Genomic DNA, 18,017 nt, shown 5'->3' with positions numbered 1-18,017 from the left:
AGATATGGCAGTAATTGACGATATATTGGAAAAAATTGTTTCAAAGAAAATAGAGAAACAAGAAGCTTTAAAACTTTTTTCGGAATTACCTGATAATGATAAAGATTATATGGTTTCCAAATTAAAAAAACATTTATCTAATGGGGATAATATAATTGAAAATAATTTTTCTGGAAAAAAAAGAAATGTTTTTAAAGCATTAACAGAATTACAATTAGTCCAAGAACATAAACTGTTCATAGATAAAATGGCTAAAAAGCTAGAGAAGACTACTCCAAAATCGAAGGAAAATGCATCAAAAGATCAGGATCACCTTGTTGATCAACGAAAGACTGGAGGTTTGAAAAAAGCATTAAAACGACTGCAGTTTCATTTAACTTATGACAAAGCAGATGGAGCATACCTTTATGATATTGATGGAAATAAATATATTGATATAGCCAGCGATAATGGAGTTAATTTATTTGGACATCAACCAGAGTTTATAAAGGAGGCTGTTATAAAACGTATGGAAAAAGGTTATCCATTGGTTGGGTATACAGAAGAACTTGCTCAGGTAACTAAACTTTTTAGTGACCTTACAGGTCATGAACGTGTTCTTCTCACGCAATCAGGAACAGAAGCTGTTATGTGGGCGGTAAGAATAGCAAGAACAGCAACTCAAAAAAAGAAAATAGTAATTTTTGAAGGGGCTTTTCATGGTCTTTCGGATGCAGTACTTGCTGCAAAAGATCAGTTTGGTAATAGTATTGCAATGGGATTGGGAATGCTTCAGGAATTTGCAGATGAGATTATAGTCTTGGATTATGGTAACATGGATCACCTAAATATTATTGAAAACAGGGCAGATGAAATTGCTGGCGTTTTAGTAGAACCAGTACAATCGAGAAACCCAGATAATCAACCTATCGAATTTCTAAAAGAGGTACGTAAATTGACTCTGGAAAAAAATATTTTATTGATCATGGATGAGATGATCACCGGATTTAGAGTTTGTTGTAATGGAGTACAGGGGCTTTGGAATATTAAAGGAGATTTAGCTACTTATGGAAAAATCCCTGCGGGAGGTATGCCTTCAGGAATGATTGCAGGACTCACTAAATATATGAACTTCGTAGATGGAGGAGTTTTTAATTATGATGATAACTCTATGCCAAGTGTTAAAAAAACACTCATGGCTGGTACGCATACACGAAACCCTATTAAACTAGCAGCTACACTTGCTATACTTACCGAAATTAAAGACAGGTGTTTAGCTTTAGGAAATGAAACGTGTGGGTCAAACTCGTGCTTTTTACAAGAACTAAATGAAAAAACGAAACGAATGTGCGAAGAGCTGAATTCTTTCTTTGCTTCAAAAAAGGTACCAGTAATTATCGAATATTTCAGTTCATTATTCAGATTTAAATTTCTAGACGATCCGAATGGAGTGGTAAAGGAATTATTATTTGTTTTAATGAGAATGAACGGAGTAGAAACTAGTCCTTCCGGCAATTGTTTTTTAACCATGGCACACTCTGATAATGATATCAAATCTATTATAAAAACGGTAAAAAATAGCATAGACATATTGTTAGAGGAGAACTTCTTTTATGAGTCGGATAGTATAGAAGAAGACAGAGAAGATGACCAGACAGAAATGCCCATCAGTTCTGATATGAGAGATAACCATAAGAATCGATCTGAAAAGAATGATCAAATGGAAAAACTAAGAGATTTAATTATCTCTGATTTGAAAAAATTCCAAGAAAAAGGAGTAACGATATGACAGAAGAAACAGCACAAAATACTTTACAAGAAATAAAAAAAATCTTCGAAATAACATTGCGATTTTCCTCTGGAAAACTGGATGTTGATGCTAATTTCGAGGACTTCGGTATTGATTCCATTATTTCAATGGAATTGATTAATAAAATATCTAAGAAATTTAACATTACACTGGCTCCCTCAAAATTTGTAAATGTAAATACCATTAAAGAACTGGCTGATTTACTAGAGGAAGAAATCAAAGAGAAGAATGAGAATGTCAATAACGGATCTGATGCAAATGATTTATCAGAAATAGCAACTAAAAGTATTTCGATCAAAGAAAACATTAATCTTAATCCTACACCTGTTAAGCAGATTACCCCAAGTCGTGCTCCACAGGGTAGAAGATTGATTAAGGAGTCTTATCAAGAATTGCTATATTATATTAATCAAAAATATAATATAGACTTGTCTGGTCGTTCATTTAGATCAATTGATGATATTGTAGATACGTTATTGACTCACCATACAGATAATTTAATAAACTATTATAATACCGCTCATAAAAATAATGAGGATAGTCTTAATAGCAAGAAAAAATTAAATACAACAATAAAAGAACCAGATCACTCTTATGATGTAGCGATTGTTGGCCTTAGTTGTAATTTTCCGGACGCACCTAATACAGAATCCTTTTGGGATAATCTGATGGATAAGAAAAATAGTATTCAGGAAATTTCAAAGTCAAGATGGAATTGGGAGGATTATTATGAAAAAACTATCTCTCCAGGTAAGACTGTCTCCAAATGGGGAGCATTGATTGATGATGTTGATCGCTTTGATCCTGATTTTTTTAACCTTGATCCAGAAGAAGCTTTACTAATAGACCCTCAAGAAAGGTTACTAATGCAAGAGGTTTATAAAGCCTTTCAGGATGCTGGGATAGCACCTAAAAAATTAGCAGGAACAGATGCAGCGGTATATGTTGCTTATGAATATGCAGAATATGAAAATTACCTAAGAAAAAATATAGATAAAATTCCTGTTGGGAAATATGGACCTGTTTTTACTTCCTCAAGTCCTACTTACTATTTAGCTAACAGACTTTCATTTTTATTTGATTTTTATGGACCTAGTGAGTCTATAAATGCTAATTGCGCGGGCTCTGCGGTAGCAATAAATAGAGCATATTACTCGCTAATTAATAATGAAAGTAGTGTAGCGGTAGTAGGAGGAGCATCTTTAAACTTATTTGCAGATGATTATATATCATTATCTCAATATGGCATGCTATCTCCTACAGGAACATGTGGAGTTTTTGATGATGACGCCAATGGGTTTACTAGAGGAGAAGGAGTAGCAGCTGTTGTTTTGAAAAGGCTAGAGGATGCGGAAAGAGATAATAATAGGATTTATGGTGTTATTAAAACTAGTCATCAAAGTAATAGAGGAAATGCTAGGTTTTTATCAGAAGTTAAACATGACGCAATTACTAATGTTATTACCAAATGTTATAATAAATCCTCAATAAATCCAGAATCAATAAAATATATTGAGGTTGATGGATATGCGACAAAGTGGGGAGATTCATTTGAATATGAAGGCATTAAAAATGTATTTAAAGAGCACGAATCAAAAGAAAAAAATTGTGCATTAGGAAGCGTAAAAGGAAATATAGGGAATTTGGAAGCTGTTAGTGGTTTGGCTAGTTTTATTAAGCTAGCACTTTCACTTTATCATAAAAAGTTTCCAATGACCATATCAGGAGAGAAAACAAACACTTTTTTGGATATTGATAACCCTTCTCACCCTTTGTATATAGCAAAAAAAGAACTGACATTTGATACCCTACGGAAGAATAATGGTCCAATAAGAGCAGGACTTAATTCTTTTGCAGATAGCGGAGTAAATTTGCATATCGTTTTAGAGGAATATCCTGTTGACGAATCTGTGATTTATCCAGAAAAAGTAAAAACACCTCAGTTATTTGTGCTTTCTGCAAAAGATGAAGAACGTTTAAATGAATATATTAATATTTATATAGACTATTTATCCAAAATTAAGGAAGATATATCTTTTGAAGAAATGATTTATACTCTTCAGGTTGGTCGTGATGCAATGGATGAAAGATTAGCTATTGTAGCCTCTTCTTCTATTGAGTTGCTTGAAAAACTAACAATATTCAAACATTCTAGTAAAGAAGAATCGTTGGAGAAAAAAGAGATCTTTTGTGGAAATATTAATCTTAATAAAGAAAATCATATTATCAATATCTTAACAAAAGATATGGTCAAAATGATGATCAAACAGAGTTTAGAAACAGTACAATGGCAACAACTTGCCCAACTCTGGATTAGTGGTCTTACTATAGATTGGAAAGTGGTTTGGAAAAATAAAAAGACACGCCCTGTATCTCTACCCACTTATCCTTTTGCTAAAGAAAAATATTGGATAGATATCGATAGTGTAGAAAAACCAATTATTAAAACAAAACAGTCAGCAGTAAATATTAAAAAAGAAACAATAACTAAAGAAGCATATCAGCCCGTAATGAAAGCTAAATGGTTCTTTTTTACATCTAATAAAGAGGATAAGGAAAATAATTCTCTTAAGCCTGATGAAAAAATAGAAATGTTTCTTAAACATGAGATAGCACTACAGCTCAATAAAAATTTGGATAAAATCCCTGTTGATATTAACTTTTTAGATCTGGGAATGAATTCCATTGGCTTGATTACTTTGATAGCTCAAATCAATGATTTGTTACAAATCAATATATCCCCTGCTATTTTATTTAATTGTCCAGAAATAAAAACACTTACTAAATATTTAACCAAGAATTATTCAGAGAAGGTTAAAAACATAAGTATAACAAATGATAAGGAGTATGCAGATGCAATCAATAGTCAAACAAAAGTGAATCCAGGTCAGGTAGGTAAAATAGATCCTCAGGTTACCCGTAAAATACTAGTGCCTATGCAGATAAAAGGCAAGAAACGCCCTATTTTTGCAGTTCCAGGTGCCGATGGTAATGTGATAACATTACAACACCTTATCTCTGCTTTGGGTATGAGGCAGCCATTTTATGGTTTAGAGACAGTAGGGATCACAGGAGAAAACAGCTCGCTTGATAGTATCGAATCCATTGCAAAAGCTAATATTGAAGCAGTCAAAGAAATCCAAGCTACAGGTCCATATCGTCTGTTGGGATTCTCAAATGGAGGTACAATTGCATACGAAATGGCAAGAATTTTACTGAGCCAAAAGGAAAAGGTAGAGTCATTAATACTTATTGACTGTATATCTCCTACACTACCAGGGGGAGATATGATTGATGATCTCGTAGAAGGTATTAAATCTATTTTTATAAACTCATCTGGTCACAATATAACTTTAGATGTAGAAAAAATAAAAGAACTTCCTGAAAATGAAATTTTTAGTTATATATATGACAACATCAAGGATTTAGGATTTAATTTCCCGAAAGATCAATTAGCCATAAGTATTGATACAACCATAGCTAATGATAAGTTTTGTCGTGCTTATAAACCTTCGAAATTATCAGATGAGGTTAAAGTAATCCTCTTTAAGGCTACGCAAGGTTATATTGATACATATAAAAATGCATCTGAAGATTATGGTTGGAACGGATTGCTAAATAAGCCAGTTGATATCTATCCTATTCAATCAAACCATTTTTCGATTATTGATAAGGACAATAGTAAAAAAATAGCTAAAAAGATAAATGCTTTATTCAATAAAACTTCCAAAGAGGAAAAAAACATTCCGAAAGCATCATTAGTTGATTAAAAATATTAACTATCAAATCATTGCCCTAAGAGATTAAAGATCTATTGGGTTATCACTTTTTTAAAACCGTAATAAATCTAGTTATGAATAAGAATTCGAAACCCAAAGCACAGTTTCTTGAAAATGTTACTGGAATGGTTCGGAAAAGAAGACTAATTATCTGGTTAGTTTTTATAGCTATTACAGTATTTACATTTTTTGGATTACCAAAAACAAAATTTGACATGACCATCGAGGGATGGTTTCCAGATGATGATCCAGTTTTAGTTGCTATGGATGAGTTCAAAGCTCAATTTGGAAGCAACGAAGGCGTATATATTGCTTATAAACCAGTAGATGGTGATGTGTTTTCTACTAAATCTCTAGAGGTTATAAAGAAAATACATGATGATATTATTAGTGCAAAGTATAGTGATGATTCAACAGCATTAAAACATATTGTTAAAGTAAATACGATCGTTAACGCGTCGCTCTTAATAGCAGATGGAGATTTATTAGTTTCCAGAAAATTAGTAGGAGATAAAATTCCGACGACAAATGAGGGTGTTGAAGAAATCCGTAAGCTAGCGCAATCTGAAAAGTCTTTCCCATTGCTTTTCTTTTCAAAAGATATGAAATACGGAGGAATGCTTATAGAAACCGATTTTGGTACCGAGCGTATAAATGAGGAATCAACTACCACTACCGCAGAAGGATCATTTGATGAACCACTGAATATGGATGAGATGGAAGTTGCAGATTTTAGTGAGGTAAAAGAAGTAGAAGAAAGAGTTCGTTTTAAACATGCAGATTTAAGTGAGCTTGTTCCTTTAATGAAGGAGCTTAATGCAATTTTAGATAAACCAGAATACAAAGAGCATTTAAAATATTATTCTGTAGGGAATGCTCCATTGGCTTATGAGCAGGAAACTATTGTTAGTAAAGAAGCTGGCCCGATTTATTTAGGACTTTTACTTATAATATCGATCCTTTTATGGTTTTTCGTCCGTTCATTTAGTGCAGTACTTTGGTCCCTTTTAATTGTTATTATAAGTGCTGTTTGGACAGTTGGCTTAGCAGGTTGGTTAGAGGTAGAGGTTACGGTTTTTTTAATGCTAACGATCATGTTGATACTAACTGTTGGTGTGTGTGATGCCTCCCATATATTTTCTGGGTATACATTTTTTCGAAATCAAGGTTATGATCGTAAAGTATCCGTACAAAAAGTATTTCAATCCACAAACAAAGCTATCGTATTAACTGCAATTACGAATATAATAGGTATGTTGGCTTGTTTTCTTATTCCAATTCCACGTATTCAGGTATTCGGAATGATGTCTGCTGCCGGTGTGGCTTTCGCATGTATCTTAACTATTTTTCTATTACCCCTTATGTTTGATGTATGGGCACCTGGCTTGGGTGAGGGAGAACAGAAAAGAAAGTTCAGGTTCTCATCCGATAAGTATATTCCTAATTTTTCTCTTTTTTTACAAAAAAGATTAGATAATATATTATCTCTTGTACAAAAAAGCCCAATTGGTATTATTTCTTTATTCCTACTAGTATTAGGAATAAATATCTATGGTGTAACCATGCTTAAGGTTGATACTAATATTGCTAATCAATTTGTTGAAGGTAATCCTTACAGAGAATCTGCAAATATTATAGATGAAAAAATGATGGGAAGTCTTAATATGGAGATATATTTAGATTTATCCAAAGCAAACGCATTTGAAAACCCATTCGTACTAAATACAATCGATAAGCTACAACGAAAACTTGAAAGTAAATACAGTGATGTAGTTGTGAGAACATCGTCCTTGGTAGAAGTTGTAAAAAAAGCAAATAAAACATTGAATGAAGATAGGGAGGAGATGTATAGTATACCTGAAAATGCAAATGCTTTATCTCAAACTCTTTTCCTGTTTAATTTGGCTAACCCAGAAGACCGAAGAAAACAAGTTTCGGATAATTACAGTAAATCTCACATTTCAATGCAACTATATAATGTTGGTTCTTATAAATACATGAACATATATAAGGACATGCAAAAAGATATTGACGAGTCTGTAGAAGTTCTAAAGAAACAATACCCAGATACTAAAGTATCGATAACGGGAGCCCTTCCTATGAATATGAAATTTGTACAGGTAATAGCGGATAATGGATTACAAGATATTATTATGGTGCTGATAGCAGTAACCATTGTTCTTATTTTTGTTTTTGGATCGGTCCAAGGAGGCTTAATTGCTATCATACCTAACCTGATTCCGTCCTTGTTAACTCTAGGCTTATTAGGACTAACAGGACGGTCTGTAGATGTGGATATTTTATTGTTACTTCCAGTAGTAGTGGGTATTTCTGTAGATGATACCGTGCATTTTATTAGCCATTACAGGGATAAGCTTATAGTTGATGGAGATATTAAAAATGCTTTATATCATACTATAAAAGAAGCTGGTCAAGCAGCTACCTTCACAAGTTTAATTTTGGGGCTAGGATTCGGAATATTATCCTTTTCGACTATGGAGGGAACAGCTAATGTAGGAAAATTTGGTTCTATCGCAATCTTTTCAGCTTTGATGTGTGATTTATTTTTATTACCAGCTTTAATACTTGTTTTTAAGCCAAAATTTCAAAAAAAAAGTAAACTAAAATCTCAATAGAAAAAGAAACCAAAAGTTTGATCATTATAAAAGAACAATGATTAGGAGTATCAAAAAAATATTCAAAAAAAACTTTGACAGTCAACTTAAATAATTTGTAATAGCATTGATTTGAAAGAGAAATAAATGGAGAGTCATTTCGATCAGTTAGCTACTAGAAGCACAACTAGAGCAGTGGGTATATTATATATATTTATTGTTCTTTGTTCTGTTTTCAGTATATTATACGTTCCTTCCAAACTTTTTGTTCATGAAGATATAGCAACAACAGTAAGCAATATTAGAACGTTTAATTCCTTATTCCGACTTAGTTTACTTTGTGATATTATCGTCTTTTTATGCGAAATAATCCTTGCAGTACTTTTATATCAATTACTAAAGCATGTAAGTAGTAAACTTTCAATGATAGCAGTTCTTTATCGACTTGCTATGGCATTTGTTATGAGCATCAACTTATTGAATTACTTTTTTGTTTTAATTCTTTTGAGTGGAGCATCTTATCTGGTCGTATTCGAAACAAACCAGCTATATGCTTTGGTTATGCTTTTTATCAAAGCACATGAGTATGGAGAATATATATGGAGTATATTTTTTGCCTTTCATTTAATGGTGTTTGGATATTTGATTTTTAAATCTAGGTTTTTTCCAAAGGCTCCAGGCATATTAATGATGATTGGTTGTTTAGGTCATTTATTAGAGAGTTTCAAAAACTTTCTAATACCAGATAACGAAACACTTACTATAATTATATCAGTATTTCTGCTGTTTTCATTTGTAGGGGAAATGTCTTTTGTTTTTTGGCTTTTGTTTAAAAAGAGAAAAAACCAAGATCTTACCATTGTCAATGTAGATTAACTGCTTGTTCTTAAGTTGTTTGTTTGTGTATAGTCAAAAGTTGCATACGTTATATTATTAAAAATTCTTTTAACCTAATTGAGTAAATAATGAAAAAAAAACAAATTTTTTTATGGATTGTTCTGGCTGTTTTTATACCGTCATTATCAATTAATACACTTTCAGCCCAGTCACCAAAAGATATTATGATAAAGGTGAAAAAGGTTACTAAAGAATCCTTTAATACATCAATCCAGAGAATAAAACTATCTACCTGTAAATATACAGTATCAGATAAAAGGATAGTATGTACAGAAGAACCTAGAAATAAATTACTGGAAAGTGTTGCAAAAAATTATGGAGATAATAAGCAAGACAGCCGATCTGTTTCTATCATAATCGAACCTAAAAAGGAGAAAGGAGTAGGAATGTTAACCTATGAGTATGGAGAGCTAGGTAAGGATAACGACAGCTGGATTTATTTACCTGAATTAAGCAAAGTAAAACGCTTAGCATCAAGTGCAGACAGTAATGATAGTAGTGGAAGTTTTTTTGGTTCAGAGTTTTCTCTTGAGGATATGGAAGATTTGAAAATTAATGAATATACCTTCAAGATCTTAAGTGAAGAAAAGTATAAAGGACGCGAAGCTTGGGTTATTGAATATACCCCTAATGCAGAAAGAGCAAAAAAATCAAAATATAATAAAACTATATCCTGGATAGATAAAGAAAGATATATAAGCTTAAAGAAAAACATATATGTACATGGAGAGCCCTATAAACAATTGACTATGTCAGATATTGAAAAAATAGATGGTGTATGGATAGCAAAAAAGCTAACTATGAATAATCTTTCCACTCGTACATTGAGTATTATGAATATGGTTTCGGTAGCGTTCGATCAAGAGATTTCTGATGAGTTTTTAACCACAAGAACCTTAGAGGATTTTACTTTTAGAGAACGAAATTTGAGCAAGTTTCGCGATAATTTAAAGTAAGTAAAATAATAAGCTAATTTTTTTCATAAAGAGAAATCATATAAGGAATAGTATTCATGAAATATTCAAACATAGAGGAGCATTTTGATGCTATTATCGTAGGCTCGGGAACTTGCGGGGCTACAATTGCTAAAGAATTGAGCAAGCAAAATAAAAAAGTCTTAATTCTCGAAAGAGGGGATAATTCACCACTTAAAGAATCCCTTTTGGGATATGCCAAAATTTCTAACGAAGTACGGGTTACAGATAAGTTGAAAGATTTAAGAGCTTTTACAACAGGAGGAACTACAGCTATGTACCTTGCGGTTGCAGACCTTCCTCCAATAGAAACTTTTAAGAATTTAGGAATTGATCTTACCGAAGATCTAGAACAAGTGCGTAAAGAATTACCAATTGCAGAAATATCTGACGGATTAATTGGTGCTCAGGCAAAAAAATTAAGCGAAAGTGCCATTCAGTTAGGCTATGATTGGAAGAAGAAGTTAATGTTGGTAGACCAATCTAAATTTAATCATAATAATTATTATGAAGTAAAATGGAAAGCCAAAACTTATGTAGAAGAAGCACTCAGTAATGGACTAAAACTCGTTAACCAAGCAACTGTCTCGAAAGTTATTCATGAAAATAAAAAAGCTATTGGGATTGAATATTCTATAGGTAAAAAAAAGAATACGTTTAAAGCATACGGAGAAAAAATAATTCTTGCAGCAGGCTCTTTGGCTACTCCCATAATTTTAAGAAATAGCGGAATCAAAAATGTAGTAAATCATGGGTTTTACATTAACCCAAGTATTGGTCTTATAGGTTCAGTTCCAGGCCTCTCATCAGCAGAAAATTTCTGTGGTTGTATGGGAGCAAAGTTAGACGATGATATCGAATTGATAGACGCTAATTTTCACCGTTTTTTATTTAATGTTGGGATGCTTTTTTCTGGTAAACCCTTACGTATCGCATCATACCCAAAGCATATTGCAATTACAGTTAAAGTAAAAGAACCAGTAGGAGGAGAATTAACTGAAAAAGGTAAGTATCATAAGGAATTGACAGAGGATGATCACCAAAAATTAAAAAGAGGACTGGATGTGGCAGATAAAATATTAAAAAATGCTGGAGCCAAAAAAATATTTAAAACTGGCCTTATATCTGGAGGAGCATTAGGAACAATCAAAATTAAGGAACATGTAAACACCAATCTTCAGACCGAATATGACAACTTATTTGTATGTGATGGCTCTATACTTCCTGATAACGAAAGAATTACACCAACTCTTACTCTTGTGTGTTTAGCCAAATATTTATCTAGACATTTAATTGCTTCTTTTTAAAAAACAATTAATTAACCAAATCAAATAAAACCAAAACCGTTATAAATCAACAGTTTTGATTAACTACACTAAAAAATTAGAAACTAAATGAAACATTCAGAAAAAAATAAGACCAATGCTTTTTTGGTAGCATTGATACTATTAAGTATTGCTGTTGCTGTTGTAGCACCTTTTGTATGGAATAGATTTATAGAAGGACAATTAGGAGTAATTACATTAATTTTAATGGAAGTATTACTACTTGTCTTTATCATTACCTCGACCCATTCTATTTGGAAAAAATCAGGTTCAGGAGAGTGGAAATTGAAATCAGATAAGAAAGGAATGAAGCTTTATACATTAAAAGTTCCTGGAGAAACATGGCTGAAGATTAGGATAATAGGAAGACTTAATGCCAAATTAAAAAGTATTTTAACACTTATGCGAAATCCCGATGCCGCTAAAGACGTTGGTATGTTTGATTCATACTATATAGATGGATGGGATCCAAAACTAGACGGAGTAGATCCAAAGTTGGTGTATTATACTTTTAAACAAAAACTTTTTCCTCCTTTCAAACATCGAGAGTTTGTGGTAAAATCTGAATTCTCACAGGATCCTATCACTAAAGAAATGAAATTTAATTTTGTAGCAGCTCCGGATAAACTACCCGTTAATAAGCGTTACCATCGTGTAACAAAAATGCATAATAAATGGAGATACACACCTTTAGAGAATGGTGAGGTAGAATATGAATTTATATATGACGCTGTTGATCCAGGAGGATACTTTCCTTATGCCTTGGCTAATTGGCTTATTCCAAATATGCTACCCTTTGCATTTTCAAAAATGTCAAAAATACTAGATAAAGAAAAATATCGTAATGCTGAGGTAGATTATGTTCAAGAAGTTGATGAGCCGGTAGAGATGATGATGTAAAAATAAAAAAGTTAATTTATAAGTTGCTGTCCTGTTGGTTTTTATATGATCAGGATTTGTGCAAATTATATTTAATCAAAAATTGAATATTCCTTTTAATTCTTTCTGAATAATTAATTAGATGCTAAAATTATTGAAGTTTTGCTGTCATGGCTATGTGGCCGTACCTATTATTGAATCGTGCCACAAACAGGGGTTGTTTACATTACTTGAGGGAAGTAAATTTCATAAACGAACATGGTTAACAAAACAACTTAATGCAAACGAAGGTTACTTTTCGATTGCACTCCAATCGTTGGAGTCGTTAGGTTGGCTTGAAAAAAATAACAAAGATGCATATCGCTTAACCAAACAAGCCGATAAAAATCTCTTTGACCTTAATCTTACCTCTTTATACGCCGTTGAACCAGAAAATCTGATACAAAAAGTAACCTATGCCAGAGAGCTAAGTAAAAAAATTGATAAAATACTTTTAAAGGATGTGGTAAAGAATACCCTGACTAAACAACTGATTAATGGAGCCATCTTATTACCATTAGTTACAGGTATAAAGTATCTTGATATTTTATTTTCAGAAAAAGATAGAGATAATTTTTGCGAAGTACTAGAGCAAGTCGATAAGAAACTTGCTCAGTCTATTGAAAAATTATTTGTTCAAGAAAATTGGTTATCTGCCGAGACAAGATATTTAACGGCTCAAGGCAGGAACTTATTACAAGCAGAGGTATTGGATGATATAGTATCTTATAGATCAATGCTTCATACTATAAATGATCTGTTGTTTAGTGAAAAAAAATATGTTTTTGACAGTACAAAAGAAGTTTATGTAAATAAAATAGAGCAAGAAAATTATTTTGATGATATTCAACAAGAGGTAATTGACATCTTCAATCAGTTTCCTATAAATGAACAGCCATCTACTCTTGTAGATGTTGGTTGTGATGATGGAGGATTACTAAAAAAGATTTATCTGACTGTGCGGGACCACACACAACGTGGTCAATACTTAGAACAAAATCCATTATTACTTGTTGGTGTTGGTAATAACCAGAAAGCACTAGAAAAAATAACCGATACATTAAAGTCGATAGAAACTGAACATGAGGTAATATTAAGTGATAGCAATAATCCTGATAATCTCAATATAGCAATAAAAAACTTAGGAGTATCTTCTGAAAACAAAGTGTTATATATACACCCCTTCTTTAATCAAGCTTTAACGATTGATAAGGCAAAATCCGTTAATAACTCTCTTTTTCCACTTGTAGCCAGTCAATTGCAGTATTACCTTAATAACGAAGGTCAATTGCTCGATACCTTAACTGTTTTAAGCCATTGGCAACTACATTTAAAGGCTTGGTCAAATAGTATAGGTAAATCTGGTTTACTAGTGCACCAAGCTCATACACTATCTACTCAGAAAACTTTTGAATACCTAGACAGATCTGAAAATTTTTATTTCGATACGATTCATAGTCTAACTCATCAATATCTAATCAGCGCAGAAACCTTTTTGATTCTGGCAGCAAATACAGGTTTATTTAATAAATATCAAGTAAAGCATTACCCTGAATTATCTAGTTTTTGTCGAGCAAGTTTTCATCACTTAACTAAACGAGATTATAGTATTCGCTTTGCAACAGAAAATGATCTTGAAAAGCTTCTTCAACTTGAAGAAATGTGTTGGAAGGAACAATTAAGAACTCCAAAAGAACAAATCCTTACTCGTATACAAAAATATCCACAAGGACAATTTGTATTAGAAAAAGAAGGGGAGGTACTTGGTGTAATATATAGCCAGTGTATTGTAAACGATTCAGAATTAGAAAAATATAATTCAGATAACGTTCATGAATTACACGATCAGAAAGGTTCTATTATCCAGCTAATAGCCGTAAATATAAATCCCAAATCACAAAGTTTTGGTTATGGAGATCAATTACTGGAGTTTATGCTTCAAAGATGTAGTCTTATTGCAGGAGTACTTAGAGTTGTAGCTGTAAGTCTTTGTAAAAATTATAATGCAAATGATGAGTTATCCATGGAGCGCTATATTCAGCAAAAAGGAAGCAAACAGGATCCTATCCTTGCTTTTCATGATGCCCATGGAGCTAGAATTGTAAAACCTATATCAAATTATCGTTCAAAGGATTATGACAATCAAGGGTATGGTGTATTAATAGAGTATGATATACTAAACAGGATAGGACAAAGTAATAAGAACCGATCAATAGTTAAGGATCAATCAATTTCTTTTCAGAAAAAACAAAGCCTAAGCCAATCTGAGATAAGTCAGTTTTTGGAAAAAGAAATAGCCCAATTATTAGATGTAAATATAAGTTTTATTGATTTTGAGCGTCCTGTGATGGAAATAGGGTTAAGCTCAGTAGACTTAATGGCATTGCAAAAACAGATTGAAGAAAAATATAATCAAGTGTTGCAACCAGGCTTTTTCTTTGAATACAATAATCTAAATAAAGTAGTTCAATATCTTTTATTACAATCCAAAACCTTTACTAAATCAGATGTTTGGAGTAAACTAAACAAAGAAAATCTAATTGATAAAAAAGAAATTAATCAATTTTTGAAAGAAAAAATTGTTCAGTTGCTGGATATCGATATAACTCCAGCTGCTTTTGATTATCCTGTAATGGAAATGGGATTAAATTCTGCGGATTTATTACTTCTTCAAAAACAGATTGAAGAAAAATTTAATTTAGAATTACAAGCAGGTTTTTTCTTTGAGTACAATACAATTAATAAAGTCATTGATTATTTGTCAACTCATTTAGAAGTTCTCCCTGAGTCTAATCCTCTATATGTTACAAAACATAAGGAAGAAAAAAGCACTAAAAAAATTGAAGAAGAATTAGATACAGACATAGCTATTGTGGGTATGTCTTGTAAACTTCCTGGGGGTATTGAGTCTGCTGATGAACTTTGGGAGGTACTTGCTTCAGCAAAAAGTATGATTAGCCCATTTCCAAAAGAGAGAGGTAAATGGCCAACAGGAACAGATAAACCAGGGATAGATAAAGGAGGATTTCTTTCTGATGGCGACACTTTTGATGCAGCTTTCTTTCGCATGTCGCCTAAAGAAGCCACAGCTACGGATCCGCAACAACGAATATTACTTCAGCTTGTATGGGCCTGTCTGGAAGATGCTTCAATAGTACCTGATACATTAAAAGGAACCGATACAGGAGTGTTTATTGGCGCTAGCAATTGTGATTATTATCGTTTAATGCAAGCATCTAACTTGGAAACCCAAGCACATCATGCTATAGGTAGTTCACTGGCAGTATTATCCAATCGAATTTCTTATTTTTATGATTTTAATGGACCAAGCCTTACTATCGATACGGCTTGTTCAGCCTCATTAGTAGCTTTACATACAGCTATTAAATCTTTGCGATCATCAGAGTGTTCTACAGCATTAGTGGGTGGAGTTAATTTTATTTGTCATCCAGATTTATCAATAGCTTACCAAAGTGCAGGTATGCTCTCTCCAGATTCTCGTTGTAAGGTATTTGATGCTAAAGCCAATGGTTATGTTCGTTCAGAAGGGGCGGTAATGCTTCTTCTTAAGCCTTTACATAAGGCAATTGAAGATAAAGACCAAATACATGGTGTAATTAAAGGGAGTGCTGTTAATCACGGTGGTCTTGGAGGAGGTTTGACAGTTCCTAATCCACAAAAACAAAGTGAATTATATGTAGCTGCTTGGAAAAACGCACAAATATCACCAAAAGACCTTAGCTATCTTGAAGCACATGGCACAGGAACTTCATTAGGCGATCCGATTGAAATACAAGGTATCAAAACAGCTTACTCTAAATTAGTACCAACTGAACAAGCTAAAAATTGTACCATTGGATCTGTTAAAAGTAACCTTGGACATCTGGAATCTGCAGCAGGAATTACAGGTTTATTGAAGGTTATCTTATCTATGCAGCATCGCCAATTACCAGCATCGATTAATTATGAAGAACTTAATCCGAAAATCCATTTTCAAGGTACTTCTTTCCGTATTCAAGATAAGCTTGAGAATTGGAAGACTAAGATTCCACGTCTTGCAGGGGTAAGTAGTTTTGGATCAGGAGGCGCTAATGCGCATGTTGTAGTACAGGAATATATAGCAGATTCAAAAAAGAGCATCGCTATAGATCATAATCTATTTGTTTTATCAGCAGTCAATAAAGATAGACTTAGAGATTATGTTGAAAAAATTATTAATTGGTCAAAAAATACAGCCGATATAACCAATTTTACCGATGCAATCTATAGCTGGCAGGTTGGACGCAAAGCTATGAAGTATCGTCTTGCGATCAATGTTACAAGCTGGAAGGATTTACAGGATAAACTTCAGCAATGGTTGATTGGGGATATTAATACAAATTGTACATGGACAGGTCAGGTAAATAGCATAACTACTAATCAGCAGATAAAAGAAAAACAATTTTCTGAAGAAAACTTGAGAAAACTTGCAGAAAAATGGGTAGCAGGACAGGATTTGGATTGGAAGGAATTATACAAAGGTCAGCACCCTAAACTTATTAGTCTGCCTGGTTATCCCTTTGCCAAAGAGCGGTATTGGATCGCTGTTTCAGAGAAAACCAATACGGTATCCAATTCAGGATCCGGATCTGTTTTACATCCGTTGTTACATAAGAACGCATCAGACTTCCAAGAGCAACGCTATAGTTCGACCTTTAGCGGAAGGGAGTTTTTTATATCGGATTATAAATTAGGGTCCGATCCGGACTCGAAACCAAAAGTACTTCCAGTAGTTGGGTATTTAGAGATGGCTTATGCTGCAATTAGGGAAGCCTTAGCATCGCAGGAGGAACCTTATATTTTGGAGTTGCAGGATATTGTTTGGGCAGATCCAGTACAGATTACAGAAACCAGTTCGGTGCATATAGCTCTTTTAGCACAGACCAAACAAGAATTTGCTTTTGAGGTGTATAGTACAGATACAGATAAAGAGCTAGTACATTGTCAGGGATATGTTACTGTTAAGGCATCCTCTTTAAAAAGAGTTCTTGATCTCACAGATCTAAAGAGACAAACAAGAGTAGGAGAGGAAAACTCTGCTACTGTATATAATTTTTTCACCAGAATGGGACGCTCTTATGGTGCTTCCTATCAAGGAATAACGACGATTCATTTGGGAGATAGGCAACTATTGGCAGAGTTAGAAGTACCAGAAGTTGTTGTATCAAGTTTACAAGACTATGTCTTGCACCCCAGTATAGTAGAGAGTGGTCTTCAAGCAGGTATCGTTTTACTGGGAGGAGATATCCACCAAGCTTCGGTTCGATCGATGGTATTGGATGGATTGGATAGCGTACAGGTTTTAGGAGCATGCACTCAGAAAATGTTTGCCTGGGTTCGTTATAGTGCAGATACGGATTTAGATACCAAACTGGATATAGACCTTTGTGATTCCAAGGGGGATATATGTGTGGAGCTACGCGGTGTTTATTACAAGGAAGAAACTTTTATCCCTGTAGGACAAGAAAGCTATGCGCAGGTAGCAGTACCAAAGCAACTAGAGGCAAAAGAAAAAGAAGAACCGAAAGAATCCTCCAAAGAAATCTATATACCATTAACAAATAGTAACAAAGCAGATACCTTTCATACAGGAGAAAAAGGAGAAAAAGCAGTTTTTACAGAGATTCCTTTACAAAAGCCCTCTGGTATTTTACTGGTTTCCCCGGAAGAGTTACAAGCAG

General features: G+C 33.3%; 8 protein-coding genes. All 8 read left to right on the top strand.

What is annotated here, in order from left to right; translation table 11 throughout:
• The first annotated feature begins 4 nt into the window (after positions 1 to 4).
• Positions 5 to 1,768: an aminotransferase class III-fold pyridoxal phosphate-dependent enzyme gene (locus H527_RS22065; RefSeq protein ID WP_051316753.1), complete on the top strand. Its 1,764-nt coding sequence runs from the start codon at positions 5 to 7 to the stop codon at positions 1,766 to 1,768.
• Positions 1,765 to 5,559 (top strand): beta-ketoacyl synthase N-terminal-like domain-containing protein, encoded by a 3,795-nt coding sequence (locus tag H527_RS0112765; RefSeq protein WP_027413079.1) that lies wholly within the window; start codon positions 1,765 to 1,767, stop codon positions 5,557 to 5,559. Before H527_RS22065 ends, H527_RS0112765 begins: the two co-directional genes overlap by 4 nt.
• Before the next feature lie 83 nt (positions 5,560 to 5,642).
• Positions 5,643 to 8,204 carry an efflux RND transporter permease subunit gene (locus tag H527_RS0112760; protein WP_027413078.1) on the top strand — a complete coding sequence of 854 codons (2,562 nt, stop codon included), beginning with the start codon at positions 5,643 to 5,645 and terminating at the stop codon, positions 8,202 to 8,204.
• Positions 8,205 to 8,330: 126 nt separating this feature from the next.
• Positions 8,331 to 9,059, top strand: a complete 729-nt coding sequence (locus H527_RS0112755; protein WP_027413077.1) for a DUF4386 domain-containing protein — start codon at positions 8,331 to 8,333, stop codon at positions 9,057 to 9,059.
• A gap of 89 nt (positions 9,060 to 9,148) precedes the next feature.
• Positions 9,149 to 10,036, top strand: a complete 888-nt coding sequence (locus H527_RS22060) for an outer membrane lipoprotein-sorting protein (RefSeq protein ID WP_035088126.1) — start codon at positions 9,149 to 9,151, stop codon at positions 10,034 to 10,036.
• 56 nt (positions 10,037 to 10,092) lie between these two features.
• Positions 10,093 to 11,361: a GMC family oxidoreductase N-terminal domain-containing protein gene (locus H527_RS0112745; RefSeq protein ID WP_027413076.1), complete on the top strand. Its 1,269-nt coding sequence runs from the start codon at positions 10,093 to 10,095 to the stop codon at positions 11,359 to 11,361.
• A gap of 87 nt (positions 11,362 to 11,448) precedes the next feature.
• On the top strand, positions 11,449 to 12,279 hold the full coding sequence (locus tag H527_RS0112740) for an SRPBCC family protein (RefSeq protein WP_027413075.1): 831 nt from the start codon (positions 11,449 to 11,451) through the stop codon (positions 12,277 to 12,279).
• 121 nt (positions 12,280 to 12,400) lie between these two features.
• Positions 12,401 to 18,017: beta-ketoacyl synthase N-terminal-like domain-containing protein (locus H527_RS23170; protein ID WP_211235734.1), on the top strand; the 5,617-nt coding region annotated here is incomplete at its 3' end.

The organism is Aquimarina muelleri DSM 19832 (assembly GCF_000430665.1).
GTDB lineage: Bacteria > Bacteroidota > Bacteroidia > Flavobacteriales > Flavobacteriaceae > Aquimarina > Aquimarina muelleri.
The sequence above is the reverse complement of the archived record's forward strand: the minus strand, read 5'-3'. Positions and strand labels throughout refer to the sequence as shown.